Annotated in this window: 20 protein-coding genes and 1 pseudogene; 11 read left to right on the top strand and 10 right to left on the bottom strand. The window is 42.1% G+C overall.

Features of this window, described 5'->3' with window-relative positions; genetic code table 11:
• Positions 1–37: 37 nt before the first annotated feature.
• The 7 genes from ACESOD_RS08320 to ACESOD_RS08290 all read left to right on the top strand — a co-directional run bounded on the left by ACESOD_RS08320 (position 38) and on the right by ACESOD_RS08290 (position 5,800).
• On the top strand, positions 38–580 hold the full coding sequence (locus ACESOD_RS08320) for a hypothetical protein (protein WP_373094976.1): 543 nt from the start codon (positions 38–40) through the stop codon (positions 578–580).
• A gap of 49 nt (positions 581–629) precedes the next feature.
• Positions 630–1,064, top strand: coding sequence for an NUDIX hydrolase (locus ACESOD_RS08315; protein WP_031574864.1), 435 nt, complete (start codon positions 630–632; stop codon positions 1,062–1,064).
• A complete protein-coding gene (locus tag ACESOD_RS08310; RefSeq protein WP_373094973.1) occupies positions 1,061–1,534 on the top strand; it encodes a GNAT family N-acetyltransferase in 474 nt (157 codons plus the stop codon). The genes ACESOD_RS08315 and ACESOD_RS08310 overlap by 4 nt, the downstream gene beginning before the upstream one ends.
• A 138-nt stretch (positions 1,535–1,672) precedes the next feature.
• Positions 1,673–2,623, top strand: a complete 951-nt coding sequence (prmA, locus tag ACESOD_RS08305; RefSeq protein WP_373094970.1) for a 50S ribosomal protein L11 methyltransferase — start codon at positions 1,673–1,675, stop codon at positions 2,621–2,623.
• 1 nt (position 2,624) lies between these two features.
• Entirely contained in the window at positions 2,625–3,368 is a 744-nt protein-coding gene (locus ACESOD_RS08300) for a 16S rRNA (uracil(1498)-N(3))-methyltransferase (protein ID WP_373094968.1), read from the top strand.
• Between the two features lie 10 nt (positions 3,369–3,378).
• Positions 3,379–5,175, top strand: a complete 1,797-nt coding sequence (gene pepF, locus ACESOD_RS08295) for an oligoendopeptidase F (protein ID WP_373094966.1) — start codon at positions 3,379–3,381, stop codon at positions 5,173–5,175.
• Positions 5,176–5,350: 175 nt separating this feature from the next.
• Positions 5,351–5,800, top strand: a complete 450-nt coding sequence (locus ACESOD_RS08290) for a thioredoxin domain-containing protein (RefSeq protein WP_373094963.1) — start codon at positions 5,351–5,353, stop codon at positions 5,798–5,800.
• A 100-nt stretch (positions 5,801–5,900) separates the two neighbouring features.
• Here the strand turns inward: ACESOD_RS08290 and ACESOD_RS08285 are convergent, their stop codons facing one another.
• Positions 5,901–6,665, bottom strand: a complete 765-nt coding sequence (locus ACESOD_RS08285) for a (S)-acetoin forming diacetyl reductase (RefSeq protein WP_000048146.1) — start codon at positions 6,663–6,665, stop codon at positions 5,901–5,903.
• A gap of 274 nt (positions 6,666–6,939) precedes the next feature.
• Here ACESOD_RS08285 and ACESOD_RS08280 point away from each other — a divergent pair, with 274 nt between their 5' ends.
• Entirely contained in the window at positions 6,940–7,731 is a 792-nt protein-coding gene (locus ACESOD_RS08280; protein WP_373094960.1) for a DUF2785 domain-containing protein, read from the top strand.
• Positions 7,732–7,840: 109 nt separating this feature from the next.
• Positions 7,841–8,509: an MIP/aquaporin family protein gene (locus ACESOD_RS08275; protein WP_315640473.1), complete on the top strand. Its 669-nt coding sequence runs from the start codon at positions 7,841–7,843 to the stop codon at positions 8,507–8,509.
• A 262-nt stretch (positions 8,510–8,771) separates the two neighbouring features.
• On the opposite strand, the gene queF is transcribed toward ACESOD_RS08275, so the two are convergent.
• From queF to ACESOD_RS08240, 7 genes are all read right to left on the bottom strand, one after another.
• Positions 8,772–9,263: a preQ(1) synthase gene (queF, locus tag ACESOD_RS08270; protein ID WP_000082591.1), complete on the bottom strand. Its 492-nt coding sequence runs from the start codon at positions 9,261–9,263 to the stop codon at positions 8,772–8,774.
• 18 nt (positions 9,264–9,281) lie between these two features.
• Complete coding sequence (queE, locus tag ACESOD_RS08265) at positions 9,282–9,998, bottom strand: 7-carboxy-7-deazaguanine synthase QueE (protein ID WP_373094955.1); 717 nt, start codon at positions 9,996–9,998, stop codon at positions 9,282–9,284.
• Positions 9,991–10,434: a 6-carboxytetrahydropterin synthase QueD gene (queD, locus tag ACESOD_RS08260; protein ID WP_373094953.1), complete on the bottom strand. Its 444-nt coding sequence runs from the start codon at positions 10,432–10,434 to the stop codon at positions 9,991–9,993. The genes queE and queD overlap by 8 nt, the downstream gene beginning before the upstream one ends.
• Positions 10,434–11,087, bottom strand: coding sequence for a 7-cyano-7-deazaguanine synthase QueC (gene queC / locus ACESOD_RS08255; RefSeq protein ID WP_373094950.1), 654 nt, complete (start codon positions 11,085–11,087; stop codon positions 10,434–10,436). Before queC ends, queD begins: the two co-directional genes overlap by 1 nt.
• A 202-nt stretch (positions 11,088–11,289) precedes the next feature.
• Positions 11,290–11,604, bottom strand: coding sequence for a thioredoxin (gene trxA / locus ACESOD_RS08250; RefSeq protein ID WP_001029584.1), 315 nt, complete (start codon positions 11,602–11,604; stop codon positions 11,290–11,292).
• Positions 11,605–11,618: 14 nt separating this feature from the next.
• The gene (locus tag ACESOD_RS08245; protein ID WP_049508973.1) at positions 11,619–11,840 is read right to left on the bottom strand and encodes a DUF4649 family protein; all 222 of its coding nucleotides are present in this window, start codon (positions 11,838–11,840) and stop codon (positions 11,619–11,621) included.
• A 96-nt stretch (positions 11,841–11,936) separates the two neighbouring features.
• Complete coding sequence (locus ACESOD_RS08240) at positions 11,937–12,317, bottom strand: MarR family winged helix-turn-helix transcriptional regulator (protein ID WP_060955241.1); 381 nt, start codon at positions 12,315–12,317, stop codon at positions 11,937–11,939.
• A 181-nt stretch (positions 12,318–12,498) separates the two neighbouring features.
• Between ACESOD_RS08240 and ACESOD_RS08235 the strand changes: the two genes are divergently transcribed.
• Together ACESOD_RS08235 and ACESOD_RS08230 are read left to right on the top strand one after the other, a co-directional pair.
• Positions 12,499–12,873 carry a CidA/LrgA family protein gene (locus tag ACESOD_RS08235; RefSeq protein WP_000781321.1) on the top strand — a complete coding sequence of 125 codons (375 nt, stop codon included), beginning with the start codon at positions 12,499–12,501 and terminating at the stop codon, positions 12,871–12,873.
• The gene (locus ACESOD_RS08230) at positions 12,870–13,565 is read left to right on the top strand and encodes an LrgB family protein (protein ID WP_001288931.1); all 696 of its coding nucleotides are present in this window, start codon (positions 12,870–12,872) and stop codon (positions 13,563–13,565) included. The genes ACESOD_RS08235 and ACESOD_RS08230 overlap by 4 nt, the downstream gene beginning before the upstream one ends.
• 33 nt (positions 13,566–13,598) lie before the next feature.
• Here ACESOD_RS08230 and ACESOD_RS08225 read toward each other — a convergent pair.
• Together ACESOD_RS08225 and ACESOD_RS08220 are read right to left on the bottom strand one after the other, a co-directional pair.
• Positions 13,599–13,877, bottom strand: a pseudogene (locus ACESOD_RS08225) (hypothetical protein); the annotation flags it as partial.
• 468 nt (positions 13,878–14,345) lie between these two features.
• The gene (locus tag ACESOD_RS08220) at positions 14,346–15,041 is read right to left on the bottom strand and encodes an ABC transporter ATP-binding protein (protein ID WP_373094944.1); all 696 of its coding nucleotides are present in this window, start codon (positions 15,039–15,041) and stop codon (positions 14,346–14,348) included.

Below are 15,041 nucleotides of genomic sequence, written 5' to 3'. Positions count from 1 at the left end.
ATTTTTAAATAATGAATTCAAGGAGAAGGGGGAGACTATGCTAGAAAAAGTAAAACAGTTTTTCAGGAGAAGGTCAGCTAAAACTGAGCCGTCAGTTGATATTCTTCCCCGCAATCGCTTTGCGGATCTAGATTTCGAGAGAGTATTGAAGTCAGGAGCTCGTCGCCTTGTTAATGAGGAAGGACGCTATGCTGAGGATGGGAAAATCACAGAACTTGAATTTCCTGAAGATTTTGCGGAATTTGAATTTTTAGTTGGTTTTAAGACGGAGGAAGAAGAGCAGTTTCAACAACTATTAGCTCGTTTAAATAGTATTGACAATGCCATTCAGTCTTGTTTGGAAAGTGAGATGCAACAACCCATCCCTCAGTTTGCCAAGGATTTGGGCTATACTCAGAAGAGGTGGGAGAAAACTTTTTACTTCCATCCTTGGGTATTAAGTTTTGAGGAAAATCCGCCTAATCTTCGCTATGTTGCAGATTATGTAAACGATGAGTTTACGGTGTTTTTTGCTAAAAAACATGGTAGATGGCAGGCGTACTGGGATGCAGAGTGTCAAAAAGTAATCGAAGAAAGCTAGCTCGTATTTTCCTAGAGAGTAATTGTTATCATAGAAAAGAGTAAATATCATGGAATTATTGGATAGCAGAATGGATTTCCAAGGTTGCAAGATTGCCTTGATTTGTGGGGATAAGGTCTTGACTATCTTACGTGATGACAAAGACGATATCCCTTGTCCCAACATGTGGGAGTTGCCAGGTGGTGGTCGTGAAGGAAACGAAAGTCCTTTCGAGTGCGCAGCGCGTGAAGTTTATGAGGAACTGGGAATTCATTTAGATGAAGACTGTCTGCTTTGGAGCAAGATTTATCCTAGCGTAATCTTTAAAGACAAGCAATCGGTCTTTATGGTTGGTCAGCTAAGACAAGAACAATTTGACAATATTACCTTTGGGAATGAAGGACAGGCCTATAAACTGATGCCTATTGAGGAATTTTTGAAGTCTAAACAGGCAGTGCCTCAGCTACAGGGGAGATTGAGGGATTATTTGGAGGAAGGTTTATGATAACACTTGTTCGAGCGGGAGCAGAGGATTTAGAAACTATTATTGCAATTCAGAGAGCTAGCTTTAAGGCTGTTTATGAAAAATACCATGATGAATATGACCCTTATCTCGAGGACCGCGAACGAATCAAATGGAAACTAGTCGAACGTCCCAATAGCTATTACTACTTTGTAAAAGAAGATGAAGAAAACATCGGATTTTTACGAGTTCAGACCAATGCCGAGTTAACGAAAGCTTGGTTAGGAACGGCAGCGATTTTGCCCCAGTATCAAGGAAAAGGGTATGGTTCTGAGGGACTGAGATTGCTAGAAGAGAAATTGTCAACCATCACACAATGGGATTTGTGTACGGTGTTACAGGATGCAGGCATGGTCGCGTTCTACGAGAAGAATGGCTACCATCAAACTCATATCGAGCCTGAAAAAGAAGGCATGGATATGGTCTACATGAAAAAATTGATAGAGAAATAGAAAGGATGGTTCGGTTAAATTTCTAAACTGAACCCGCCCTAAACACGCTGCCAAAAAGATAAACTTCTCTTAGACACAAACGTCTTCAGAGAGTTTCCTATTTTGACTTTGTGTTTTTACGGGCTTGGTATCTTAATGATGGAAACATGGCAAGAGTTAAAAGTTACAGTCAAGCGTGAGGGGGAGGAGCTGGTCTCTAATCTCTTAATCGAGTTAGGTGCCCAAGGGGTAGCAATTGAAGATAGCATGGACTATGTTGGAAATGTGGACCGCTTCGGTGAGATTTTCCCTGAGGTTGAGCAACAAGAAGAAATCGTAGTGACAGCTTACTATCCCGAAACGGTTGATGTGGTAGCGGTTGAAGCGGATTTGCAGGCTCGTTTAGCAGAATTGACAGACTTTATGGATCTAGGAGAGGTCAAGATGGGAACGACTGCCTTGGCTGAGGAAGACTGGGCGGACAACTGGAAGAAATACTATGAACCAGCTCGCATTACCCATGACCTGACCATCGTGCCGTCATGGACAGACTATGAGGCGACGGCGGGAGAAAAGATTATCAAGCTGGACCCTGGTATGGCCTTTGGGACTGGAACACACCCGACGACTAAGATGAGTCTTTTTGCCTTGGAGCAGGTCCTTCGTGGTGACGAAACAGTGCTAGATGTAGGGACTGGTTCAGGGGTTCTTTCTATTGCTAGCTCTCTTCTAGGTGCTAAGGAAATCTTCGCCTATGATCTGGATGATGTAGCGGTTCGAGTCGCTCAGGAAAATATTGAGCTCAATCCTGGCATGGAAAATATCCATGTGGCGCCAGGTGATTTACTTAAGGGTGTTGAGATTGAGGCAGATGTCATCGTGGCTAATATCTTGGCGGATATCCTCATTCATCTGACGGATGATGCTTATCGCTTGGTCAAGGATGAAGGCTATCTCATCATGAGTGGCATTATCAAGGACAAGTGGGAGATGGTGCGTGAGTCAGCAGAAACAGCTGGATTTTTCCTTGAAACCCACATGATCCAAGGGGAGTGGAATGCCTGTGTCTTCAAAAAAACTAAGGATATCTCTGGTGTGATTGGAGGCTAGCATGCAACAGTATTTTGTAAAAGGTTTGGCTAGCTCCCCAGTCACGATTGAGGATAAGGAAACCAGCAAGCACATGTTTCAGGTCATGCGCTTGAAAGAAGATGACCAGGTGACCCTAGTCTTTGATGATGGGATCAAGCGTTTGGCGCGCGTGGTTAATGTGGAGGCGCGTCAGTTGGAGTTGATTGAAGAATTAGCTGACAATGTAGAACTACCAGTCCAAGTGACCATTGCATCAGGCTTTCCCAAGGGAGATAAACTGGAGTTCATCACTCAAAAGGTGACGGAGCTAGGTGCTAGTCAGATTTGGGCCTTTCCTGCAGACTGGTCAGTCGCCAAATGGGACGGCAAGAAATTGGGCAAAAAGTCCGAGAAGTTAGAAAAAATTGCCCTTGGAGCAGCAGAACAAAGCAAGCGGAACTTTGTTCCAAGCATAAAGCTGTTTGAGAGAAAATCAGACTTCTTAGCACAACTTGATCAGTTTGATTGTATCGTGGTGGCTTATGAAGAGTCAGCCAAAGAAGGAGAATCAGCTGCGCTTATCCAAGCTGTTGCTGGGTTAGAAAAGGAAGCTAAACTGCTCTTTATCTTTGGTCCAGAAGGTGGTCTTTCACCTGCAGAAATTGAATCTTTTGAAGCCAAAGGAGCAATCCTAGCAGGACTTGGGCCTCGCATCCTACGAGCAGAAACAGCACCGCTTTATGCCCTGTCAGCCCTTAGTGTTTTATTAGAATTAGAGAAATGAGAGGAAAAAGATGGAACAAAAACACCGTTCAGAATTTCCTGAAAAGGAACTTTGGGATTTGACAGCCCTATATCAAGACCGCGAGGATTTCTTGCGTGCGATAGAGAAGGCGCGTGAAGACATCAATCAATTTAGTCGAGATTACAAGGGCAATCTTCATACTTTTGAAGATTTCGAGAAAGCTTTTGCGGAATTGGAGCAAATCTACATTCAGATGAGTCATATCGGTAATTATGCCTTTATGCCTCAGACGACAGACTATGGTAATGAAGATTTTGCCAATATCGCCAAAGCTGGAATGGACTTTGAGACAGATGCCAGTGTCGCCTTAACTTTCTTTGATGACGCCTTGGTAGAAGCAGATGAAGAAGTCTTGGACCGTTTGGGTGAATTGCCACATTTGACTACAGCTATTCGTCAGGCCAAAATCAAAAAAGCCCACTATCTTGGGGCTGATGTGGAGAAGGCCGTGACCAATCTGGGTGAAGTTTTCTACAGTCCACAGGATATCTATACTAAAATGCGAGCTGGGGACTTTGAAATGGCCGATTTTGAAGCTCATGGCAAAACCTACAAAAACAGCTTTGTTACTTATGAGAATTTCTATCAAAATCACGAGGATGCTGAGGTTCGTGAGAAATCCTTCCGTTCTTTCTCAGAAGGACTACGTAAGCATCAAAATACAGCTGCGGCAGCCTATTTAGCCCAAGTCAAGTCTGAAAAACTATTGGCAGATATGAAGGGATACGACTCAGTCTTTGATTATCTTCTGGCTGAACAAGAAGTAGACCGTGCCATGTTTGATCGCCAGATTGACCTCATCATGAAGGACTTTGCGCCAGTTGCTCAGCGATACCTCAAGCATGTTGCCAAGGTCAATGGTCTTGAAAAGATGACCTTTGCGGATTGGAAATTGGATTTGGATAGTGCTCTTAATCCAGAGGTTAGCATTGATGATGCCTACGATTTGGTCATGAAATCAGTCGCACCATTGGGTCAAGAATACAGTCAAGAAATTGCTCGCTATCAAGAAGAGCGCTGGGTTGACTTTGCTGCTAATAGTGGTAAGGATTCTGGTGGCTATGCAGCTGATCCATACCGTGTGCATCCTTATGTTCTCATGAGCTGGACAGGTCGTTTGAGCGATGTTTATACCTTGATTCATGAAATTGGTCATTCTGGTCAATTCATCTTTTCTGACAATCACCAAAGCTATTTTAATGCCCACATGTCGACCTACTATGTCGAAGCACCGTCAACCTTCAATGAATTGCTTTTAAGTGATTACTTAGAAAACCAGTCTGATGATCCACGTCAGAAACGCTTTGCCCTTGCTCATCGTTTGACAGACACCTACTTCCATAATTTTATCACCCACCTTTTGGAAGCCGCCTTCCAGCGTAAGGTCTATACACTGATTGAAGAAGGAGAAACCTTTGGAGCAAGCAAACTCAACAGTATTATGAAGGAAGTCTTGACTGACTTCTGGGGAGATGCTATTGAGATTGATGATGATGCAGCACTGACTTGGATGCGCCAAGCTCACTATTACATGGGCTTGTATAGTTATACCTATTCAGCAGGACTTGTCATCTCGACTGCTGGTTACCTTCATCTTAAAAACTCTGAGAATGGAGCTAGAGACTGGCTCAATCTCCTCAAATCAGGTGGTAGCAAGACACCACTTGAGTCAGCCATGATTATCGGAGCCGATATTTCAACGGATAAACCACTCCGTGATACCATTCAATTCTTGTCAGACACGGTTGACCAAATTATCAACTACAGTGATGAGTTGGGAGAATAAAATCATAAAAGTGCAACAATAGAGCTATATTGTTGAGATTTTAGAATGACATTTATTTAATAAAGTTTACTGAAGACTTTGTCTTCAGAATGTGCGTTATTATAGATCTATCGGTTGGATTTTATATCTTGTCGTGGGCGATTAGACTAGGGAAAATACTTAGAAAAGGACGGAGATGCTAGTGCGTGTCAATAAAAAACTTAGCTTGCTTATCATTGGAATTGCTATGCTGATTTTGTTTATAATTTGGAAATTCAGTCAGCCTGTTCTTCCAAAAACTTATCAGGAAGCTGTTCAGTATACAAAAGCAATCAATATGAAAGAAATGCGCTCCAAACTTGCAAATGGCGACGAGTTTGTCGTCTACATAGGAAGAGAATCCTGTCCCTACTGTCAAAAGTTTGTGCCCAATTTAGCTCTAGCGATTCAAAAAAGTCACCAGACGGTCTATTATTTGGATAGTGATTCTGATGAAAAGGATGAGATTACAGCCTTTGCAAAAGAAATGGATATCCAAACCGTTCCGAATCTTTCAGTCTATCAAAATGGTAGTAAATCACGCTATTTAGAGCAAGGAAGTTCCGCTAGTCTTGAAGAAATCCTTTCATTTCTGAAACATGAATAGGACAGAAAGATTGTTTTAAATGACAAAAAACGACTCCGAAAATTGGAATCGTTGAGATGATAAAAGAGGTTGGATCATTTTCCAACCTCTTTTATGTATCTTAATGGAATTGCATACCACCATCAACGATAATGGTTTGCCCTGTAATGTAGTTTGAATCTGGTCCAGCAAGGAAGCTAACTGCTGCAGCTACATCTTCTGGTTCAGATAGGCGTTTCAATGTAATATCTTTTGCGAATGTTTGCATACCCCACTCGTCGTCTTTTCCTGCATTTTTTCCAACTTCATGAGCGATATCATACATCATTGGTGTTTTAACGATACCTGGAGCATAGGCGTTGACAGTGATACCTGACTCTGCTAAATCACGCGCCAATGTTTGAGTAATACCACGAACAGCGAATTTTGTACCGCCGTAAACAGTCAAGTTTGGATTTCCGACAACACCTGCTTGAGAAGTAGCATTGATGATTTTACCACCGTGACCAAGTGCTTTGAACTGAGCTTGAGCAGCTTGTGCTCCCCAAATCACACCACCGACGTTAATAGCAAATGTGCGAGCGAATTGTTCCTCTGTAATTGTATCCAGAGGTGTAGTAGGAGCGACACCAGCATTGTTTACAACAACGTTCAAGTCTCCGAAATGATCGACAACTTTTTGGAAAGCTGCAGCAACTTCTGCTTGTTTAGACACATCAGCTACAACAGCAAAAGCTTTATCTGCTGACAATTCAGCAACTGCTTTCTCAGCTGTTTCAGCGTTGTAGTCTAAAACTCCAACCTTAAAACCATCTTGAACCAAGCGTTTTGCGATTGCAAAACCGATCCCTTGACCTGCACCTGTAACGATAGCTACTTTAGACATATGATTCCTCCTCGGTATCCGTGATACCATTCAAACGTTCATAAAAGAACAGCAAAAGGTTTATAAGTGAGTCGTGATAGGTTTCTAAAAGAAGTCCTATCACGTTTCAGTATACACCTTTGTGAAATTTGTGTCAAACAAATACTTGGTTTTTGGAAAAAATTAACCCTCTAAGAGTGAAAAAAATATCTGAGACTAACATATTTATCTCTTATAATGAAGATAGCTAGAAAAGAATGTTGTATAATAGATGTGTATGATTGGAGGTAGGCAGATGTATCCAGAATTGAAAAGAAAAGTAGTAGAAGCAAAACCGAGCTATCGTCAAGAAGAAATCCTGTGGTTGCTTGAGCACATAGGAGATCCGAGTCCAGAGATTCGCGATGAATTGGTTTTTACCAGTCTGGCTAGAGGGATTCAAGAAGAGTTAGTTACCAAGGAGCAATTTCAGCTGATTGCTGCTATGATTGTTTCTGATGGTGGCCTAGATAAAGAGATTGATAAGGCAGGAGCTTCAACGCTTGAACGTTCTTTTAGGGCCCTTATTTATGCCAATCTCTTATCTGCCGATGGCAATCAACAGTCTCTTTTTTATCAAGTGCTTAAAACTGATATCAGAAATACGTTGCTCGATCAAGGGTTGCATTACCTTGAAAAAGAAGAGGATACGACAGGTTTTTCAAGTCAATATGGTTGGGTGCATGCTTTTGCTCATGGGGCTGATCTTTTGACTGAAGTTGTTTGTCATCCAGACTTTTCTAAAAATAGAGTTCATGAAGTATTTGACATACTTGGCCAACTATTTAAAAGAATTACGGTTCGATTTATAGATGATGAGGACTGGCGCTTGGGCAGAGTCCTTTACGAACCTATTTTGCAAGGAAAGGTGGAGCAAGCGACACTGGCTTCTTGGATAAAATCACTTGATTTCCCGATAGAAGAGAGTGAAGATTTTTATAAATTTTCCAATTTCAGATCCTGTCTCTTAGAAGTCTATGTTCAACTCGACCAGAGAAATAGTTTACAAGATGACTTGAAAGAAGCTATTCAATCTTTCCAATATTAGATTTTGATTATCAAATGTGAAAACTTGCACAAAGTTTCCAAGCACATTTCTTGAAACCCTTTCCTTCTTCTGATAGACTAATACGTAGTTTGAAAAAAGGAGACTTAACATGAAAAAATTTGTTGCTGAATTAATCGGTACTTTTATGCTTGTGTTCATCGGAACAGGAGCTGTTGTTTTTGGAAATGGTGTTGAAGGACTTGGACACCTTGGAATTGCTCTTGCTTTTGGTTTGGCAATCGTAGTCGCAGCCTTCTCAATCGGAACTGTTTCAGGTGCTCACTTGAACCCAGCTGTTTCTATCGCTATGTTTGTTAACAAACGTTTGTCATCTTCAGAGCTTGTAAACTACATTCTTGGTCAAGTAGTTGGTGCTTTCCTTGCATCAGGATCTGTATTGTTCCTCTTGGCAAATTCAGGTATGTCAACTGCAAGTCTTGGTGAAAATGCCTTGGCAAACGGTGTAACTGTCTTTGGTGGTTTCTTGTTTGAAACAATCGCAACTTTCTTGTTTGTTTTGGTTATCATGACTGTCACTTCAGCAAGCAAAGGTAATGGTGCAATCGCTGGTTTGGTCATCGGTTTGTCATTGACAGCTTTGATTCTAGCTGGCTTGAACATCACTGGACTTTCAGTAAACCCAGCTCGTAGCTTGGCTCCTGCTGTCTTGGTAGGTGGCGCAGCCCTTCAACAAGTTTGGATTTTCATCCTTGCACCAATCGTTGGTGGAGTTCTTGCAGCCCTTGTTGCTAAAAACTTCCTTGGAACTGAAGAATAATTAAAACTTAAAAAGCCTTGTTCCTCAGCTTGAGGAACAGGGCTTTTTTGTATGATACTCTTCGAAAATTTCTTCAACCCACGTCAGCGTCCATCTGCAACCTCAAAACAGTGTTTTGAGCTGATTTCGTCAGTTCTATCCACAACCTCAAAACAGTGTTTTGAGCTGACTTCGTCAGTCTTATCTAAAACCTCAAAGCAGTACTTTGAGCAACCTGCGGCTAGCTTCCTAGTTTGCTCTTTGATTTTCATTGAGTATGAGTTTAACGGTTGTCAATTTTCTCTGGATAGAGATCATGTTGGAAGAGGCGTTGTTCTGCCAATCCTTCATACTTGGTTCCAGGTCTACCGTAGTTGTAGTAAGGGTCAATTGAAATACCACCACGAGGTGTAAATTTCCCCCAAACCTCTAAATAGCGAGGATCTAGCAAGTTGACCAAGTCTTTTCCGATAGTGTTGATACAGTTTTCGTGAAAATCTCCATGGTTTCGATAGCTAAAGAGGTAGAGTTTGAGGGATTTTGACTCGACACAGAGCTTGTCAGGAATGTAGGAAATATAAATCGTTGCAAAGTCTGGCTGCGCAGTGATTGGGCACAGTGAGGTAAATTCAGGGCAGTTGAATTTGATGAAATAGTCATTTTCTACATGACGATTGTCAAAGGATTCGAGGACTTCTGGTTGATAGTCAAAGATGTAGGTAGTTTCTTTATTGCCCAGTAGGCTTAGGTTTTTCATTTCTTCTTGTTGTGACATGATTTTTTCTTTCTAATCTTAAACACCACGTTGGTTGTCGTAGAGGAGGGTATGGAGTTGTGGAAGGACGCGAACATTGCCCCAGCTATCATCAGCAGCGACGCGTTCCCAGAGTTCTTTGAGGCGGTCCAGTTGGTCTTGGACAATATTGCCTGTAGCCTTGGGCTCGGGATTTCCCGCTGATAAGAAGAGGACATCTGGTTGGTAGCGTTCTTGAATGCCTTTGGCAAAGGCTAGGTCTGCATCATCAAAGACAGGGATTTTAAAGGTGACCTGGTCTGGATCTAGTTGAGAAACAATAAAGTCCAAGGTCTCAAAGTTGACTTCCATCTTGGATGAAGGAGGTTTGGGACTCAAGGTGACCTGGTCGATGTCTTTCAACCAATGTTGCCAGCGGGAGCCTTGGGTTTCAACGGCAAGTGTGACACCACGTTGCTTGAGTTTGGTGACTAACTCGGCCATGTTGGCTGCTAGGATAGCAGGATTTCCTCCAGACAGGGTGACATAGTCGTAGCTTCCTAGTTTGTCTAACTCAGCGATCACTTCATCAGCTGTCATGCGAGTTGGTTTTTCAGAGCCATCCCATGTAAAGGCAGAATCGCACCAGTCGCAGTGGTAGTCGCAACCTGCAGTGCGGACAAACATGGTTTTCTGCCCAATAGCACGCCCTTCACCTTGAAAGGTAGGGCCAAAAATTTCCAGAACTGGTAGTTTGAGGACACGTTCCCTAGTCATCTAACCACTCCTGTCTAAACTCCGCAAAGGCAGTCGGAGTCTCATAGAGACGAACATATTCCAAACGAAGACCACGCTCATCTGGCAACTCTTGGCTCATGGTTTGGAAAATCCAGTAAACCATATTTTCAGCAGTCGTGTTCATATAAGGCAGAGTTTCATTGAGATAGCGATGATCCAAGTGGGGTTCTAAGTAGTTCTTGTAGATAGCTTTGATGTCTCCAAAATCGTAGGTCATACCCCGTTCATCTAAAAATCCACTGACAGCAATTTGCAGATGATAAGTGTGGCCGTGCAGTGATTTGCATTTTCCCTCATAGTGAAAGAGGTGGTGGGCAGCATCAAAGGTAAATTCTTTTGAGACCAAGGTTCTGTGAGGATTGTAGACAAGGGCCTCCCCAGTTTCTCGTTTGATTTCTTTGGGAGCAAAAAACATCAGGCCTCTCCTTTCTGAGAGAGATAAACCTCTAAACCATGTTGGCGTAGATGGCAGGCAGGACAATCCCCACAACCAGTACCGATAATGCCATTATAGCAGGTCAAGGTCTTCTCACGAACGTAGTCAAAGGCACCGAGTTGGTCGGCTAATTCCCAAGTTGCAGCCTTGTCTAGCCACATGAGAGGCGTTTGGATCACAAAGTCGTAATCCATAGCAAGGTTGAGGGTCACATTGAGCGATTTGACAAAGACATCACGACAGTCAGGATAGCCTGAGAAGTCTGTTTCGCACACTCCTGTCACAATATCCGTAATTCCACGCTGCTTGGCAAGGACTGCAGCAAAGGACAGAAAGAGGTGATTGCGACCGTCAACGAAGGTATTAGGCACCTCTCCTTCTTTTTGCTCAATTTCTAAATCTGAAGTCAAGGCATTTTCAGTAATTTGTCCTAGCAGAGACATATCTAGGATATGATGACGAATTCCTTGTTCCTCAGCGATTTCTTTGGCGACTTGAATTTCGAGATGGTGGCGTTGTCCATAGGCAAAGGTAACGGCTTCGACCTTTTCATAGTGTTGCTTGGCCCAAAAAAGGCAGGTTGTTGAATCTTGACCGCCACTAAAGACGACCAAGGCTGATTGACGTTTCATAGTACTCCTTCCAAAATGGGAAATGTTCAGAGCACGCAAAAAGCTCCCTAGAGGGAGCTAAAAAATACCAAGTAGAGGTTTTTTTTAGCGATGGCATGTCCCAAACATCGTGATATTCTAGTTACAGTCTAGCATATTTTTTGAAAAATGGCAAAGGGCAAGAAAAAAGAGACCAAATGGATGCACTTGGTCTCTCCTTTGATTAGCTTAATTCAGCAACAATTGCCTTGATTTGTTCTGCAGTGTGAACACCTGCAACTTGTTTGACGACTTGTCCATCTTTCTTGAAAAGAAGAGTAGGGATAGACATGATACCGAATGAACGAGCTGTATTTGGGTTTTCATCAACGTCCATTTTAACGATCTTCAAGACATCTTCTGAAAGTTCTTCAGACAATTTGTCTAAGATTGGGCCTTGCATACGACATGGGCCACACCAAGTTGCCCAGAAGTCTACCAAGACCAATCCGTCTTTAGTTTCTTGTTCGAATGTTGCGTCTGTAATTGCTTTTGCCATAGTATTTCTCCTTTTTAATTATATTGGCTTAAATCTTGTTTCATGAGATAGAAGAAAACATCTCCATAAGTCCCATGGTAGTCCAAATCATGCCCTTTGTAGGTTACTTTTTGGACGGGGTAGTAGTCTGCTACACCAATCAGACAGGCATGTTGAGAACGTTCAAATTCATCGTATGACTCAAAGGTCATGGTTCTCTCTTGCTTGCTGGCATCAAGATAGGTGATTTCAATCATAGGATTCTCCTTTGCTAAATCATGTCTTCATTTTACTCCTTGAAAAAAGGAATGTCAAGAAAAATGATTGCGCACGCAAGTTTTTTGAAAAATATATTAGGCTAACCAATTAGCTTTTGTCTCTAAGCTTTCTTCGACAGCTGTTTGTAAATAAGCCAGGGTAGTCTGCCCTTCGCTTGTCAGGCAGATAAAACTAGCTCGCTTGTCCTGGTCGCAGCATCTCCGACTAAGTAAGCCACAGTTTTTTGCTTCTAAGCGAGCCACCATCCGTGAAACAGCACTAGGGCTCAGGTGGAGTTTGTCTGGCAAGTCGATTTGTCGTAGGGATTTGCCTTCAGCCTGATTTAGAAAGTGCAAGAGGTAAAATTCCTTGAGTGTCAAGGTTTGTTCACTCTGCTCAGCGATGGTCTCTTCTAAAATAGCTTCTAGCTCTACTTGCCTACGGTTGAAGTCAAACCATTTTTCTAAGTAAGTCATGTCCATCTCCTTTCCCTCTATAATAGTGTAATCATACTAGTGCATCTATGATGCTTGCGCACGCAATTAGTATACACCTTTTTGGCTTAGATAGCAAGAAGGATGTTTCTTATATATTTCCTTGAAATTTTCTGAAAAAAGAGTAAACTGGTATGCAGAAAGTCTATTTGTGGAGTTTACAATGAAGTTATATGTTCAGTTAATGATTCTCTTTGTGATTTCTTTAATCGGTGAAGGAATCTCCAGTTTTTTTCATTTGCCCATACCAGGAAGTATCATCGGCTTGATTATTCTGTTTCTTGCCTTGCAGTTCAAGTGGTTGCGCATCCGCCATGTCAACATGGTTGGGAATTTTCTCCTAGCTAACATGACCATCCTCTTTCTACCTCCTGCGGTTGGAATTATGGAAAAATTTGATGTGATTGCTCCCTATCTTCTGCCGATTGTCTTGATTGTCTTTTTTGCAGCAGTGATTAATATCATCTTGATTGCGCTTGTGGTTCAATTTATCAAAAAACGCTATGAAGGTGACTATGAAGAAAGAGGTGCCAAATGAGCGAATTTGTATCCAATCCCCTATTTGGGATTGCTTTGTCAATCTTAGCCTATCTTGGGGGAATGATGATTTTCAGACGCTATCCTCATCCCTTAACGACTCCCTTGTTGCTGTCAGCTATTTTTATTATCATCTTTCTAAAGGTGACTGGTATTTCCTACCAAGACTACTACCAAGGTGGGGTTTATCTTAACAACTTGATTGTTCCTTCAACAGTGGCTCTAGGAATTCCCCTTTATAAGAGTTTCCACTTGATGAAGCATCATGTTAGGAGTATTTTGCTGGGTAGCTTTCTAGCTGTCATCGTCAATACCACTTTTACTGCTCTAGTCGCAAAAATCTTTGGCATGGACTTTTTCCTAGCTATTTCCCTCTTTCCTAAGTCAGTAACGACTGCTATGGCAGTAGGGATTACAGAAAAGTTGCAAGGCTTGACTACCGTGACCCTTGTAGTTGTAGTAGCGACGGGGATTTTGACCAGCGTTATCGGACCAACACTTCTAAAATGGCTAAAAATAGACGATCCAGTAGCTGCTGGACTAGCCCTGGGTGGAACAGGGCACGCCGTTGGAACTGGAACGGCCTTTCGCTATGGACCAGTTGCAGGTGCTATGGGAGGACTAGCCATCGGTGTTACAGGTATTCTCTACGTATTTGTCAGTCCGATCGTAGCCAATTTGATCTTGAGTTAACGCAAAAACCCAGCTCTAGTAGCTGGGCATTTTTTATTGCAAATTAACTTTATTTTTCAAGATATAGTAGGTTCCGAGATAGAAGGCTGCGCTGAGGATTAGGTCTTTAACGATTTCAAAGGAGATCATCCAATTGTAGTCGATATCTATGCGAAGGTTGAGACCAACAAAGCCGAGAATGGTTTGGATAACAATATAGGCTAAAACGGCAAGAGCTGTACGGTATTCATTAAAGAGTTGTCCGATAGAGATTGCCAAGTAGATGCAAAGGATGCCTGCTACAGTGCTAAGGATGAATGAAATCACAGAAAGCCAGAAACTATCCATGTAAAATTTAAAGAGGTATTCGAGAGAAAAGATATCAAGGAAGTTTGCACCAGTCAGAACTAAAATGATATAAATACTCAAGATAAAGACTAATGAGCTCGCCAGAGACCAGATGAAAGCACCCAAAAGTTTGGATAAAATGATTTGGTGCTCAGATACGGGGAGTGTGAGAGTTAGGTATCCCTGACGATCATAGACACTACCCTTGAAGCGACGGATAATCAAAATCAAGGTTGAAATACTTAAGGTAATGATTAGTCCACCAAAAACTAGAGCCAGAAAAACTAACATAATCATTTGTTGATCGGGAGTATCGATGGATTTTAGGGAACTAGTTTGAACCCCGATAAGGGCAGAAAGAGCCAACACAGCACCATAGAGGGCTAAATACCATTTGTTAACATTTTTAAATTCATAACGAACTAAATTCCAAAACATAATAATCTCCTTTAACTAGGCTTTGAATTCGTGGCGGAAGAGCTGGTCGATAGACTCTCCAGACTCATAGCGAATATCATCCACATTTCCTTGACGGACGACTTTTCCATCCTTTAGGAAGATAATCTCATCCAAGATTGGTTCAATATCTGAAATCAAGTGGGTTGAAATCAAGACAGTCGAAGTTGGAGAGTAGTTGTTGATGATGGTGTTTAAGATATAGTCACGCGCCGCGGGGTCGACACCACCGATTGGTTCATCAAGAACGTATAGACGAGCATCACGACTCATGACAAGGATCAACTGAACCTTTTCTTTGTTTCCTTTTGAGAGTTTCTTGAAACGGCTATTTTCATCAATGCCAAGGTCACGAAGGAGACCTTGAGCACGTTCCAGATTGAAATCTTGGTAGAAGGTCTTGAAATAAGTGAGAGCTTCCTTGACCTTCATCTGCTCGTTGAGGTAGGTCGTATCAGGGAGATAAGAAACAATCGCTTTAGTTGCTGGGCTTGGTTCCATACCATTGATAAGGATACGTCCTTCATCAGGTTGGAGCAAGCCGTTGATTAGTTTAATCAAGGTTGTCTTTCCAGAACCGTTTGGGCCAAGGAGGCCAACGATTTTTCCAGCTGGAATTTCAAGGGAAACATTTGTAAGAGCAGGACTTGCTCCATAGGATTTTGACACATTTTCAAATGCTAACAAGGTCAT

The organism is Streptococcus oralis, assembly GCF_964238205.1.
Taxonomy (GTDB): Bacteria; Bacillota; Bacilli; order Lactobacillales; family Streptococcaceae; genus Streptococcus; species Streptococcus oralis_CZ.
This window is presented reverse-complemented; position numbering and strand designations above follow the sequence as displayed.

Coding starts and splice junctions, on each gene's coding strand:
- ACESOD_RS08230 (WP_001288931.1), top strand. CDS start 12,870: ATGAGCGAATTTGTATCCAATCCCCTATTTGGGATTGCTTTGTCAATC.
- ACESOD_RS08320 (WP_373094976.1), top strand. CDS start 38: ATGCTAGAAAAAGTAAAACAGTTTTTCAGGAGAAGGTCAGCTAAAACT.
- ACESOD_RS08310 (WP_373094973.1), top strand. CDS start 1,061: ATGATAACACTTGTTCGAGCGGGAGCAGAGGATTTAGAAACTATTATT.
- queD (WP_373094953.1), bottom strand. CDS start 10,434: ATGTTTTTTGCTCCCAAAGAAATCAAACGAGAAACTGGGGAGGCCCTT.
- pepF (WP_373094966.1), top strand. CDS start 3,379: ATGGAACAAAAACACCGTTCAGAATTTCCTGAAAAGGAACTTTGGGAT.
- queF (WP_000082591.1), bottom strand. CDS start 9,263: ATGTCACAACAAGAAGAAATGAAAAACCTAAGCCTACTGGGCAATAAA.
- prmA (WP_373094970.1), top strand. CDS start 1,673: ATGGAAACATGGCAAGAGTTAAAAGTTACAGTCAAGCGTGAGGGGGAG.
- queC (WP_373094950.1), bottom strand. CDS start 11,087: ATGAAACGTCAATCAGCCTTGGTCGTCTTTAGTGGCGGTCAAGATTCA.
- ACESOD_RS08275 (WP_315640473.1), top strand. CDS start 7,841: ATGAAAAAATTTGTTGCTGAATTAATCGGTACTTTTATGCTTGTGTTC.
- ACESOD_RS08285 (WP_000048146.1), bottom strand. CDS start 6,665: ATGTCTAAAGTAGCTATCGTTACAGGTGCAGGTCAAGGGATCGGTTTT.
- ACESOD_RS08300 (WP_373094968.1), top strand. CDS start 2,625: ATGCAACAGTATTTTGTAAAAGGTTTGGCTAGCTCCCCAGTCACGATT.
- ACESOD_RS08315 (WP_031574864.1), top strand. CDS start 630: ATGGAATTATTGGATAGCAGAATGGATTTCCAAGGTTGCAAGATTGCC.
- ACESOD_RS08245 (WP_049508973.1), bottom strand. CDS start 11,840: ATGATTGAAATCACCTATCTTGATGCCAGCAAGCAAGAGAGAACCATG.
- ACESOD_RS08280 (WP_373094960.1), top strand. CDS start 6,940: ATGTATCCAGAATTGAAAAGAAAAGTAGTAGAAGCAAAACCGAGCTAT.
- ACESOD_RS08220 (WP_373094944.1), bottom strand. CDS start 15,041: ATGACCTTGTTAGCATTTGAAAATGTGTCAAAATCCTATGGAGCAAGT.
- queE (WP_373094955.1), bottom strand. CDS start 9,998: ATGACTAGGGAACGTGTCCTCAAACTACCAGTTCTGGAAATTTTTGGC.
- trxA (WP_001029584.1), bottom strand. CDS start 11,604: ATGGCAAAAGCAATTACAGACGCAACATTCGAACAAGAAACTAAAGAC.
- ACESOD_RS08240 (WP_060955241.1), bottom strand. CDS start 12,317: ATGACTTACTTAGAAAAATGGTTTGACTTCAACCGTAGGCAAGTAGAG.
- ACESOD_RS08235 (WP_000781321.1), top strand. CDS start 12,499: ATGAAGTTATATGTTCAGTTAATGATTCTCTTTGTGATTTCTTTAATC.
- ACESOD_RS08290 (WP_373094963.1), top strand. CDS start 5,351: ATGCTAGTGCGTGTCAATAAAAAACTTAGCTTGCTTATCATTGGAATT.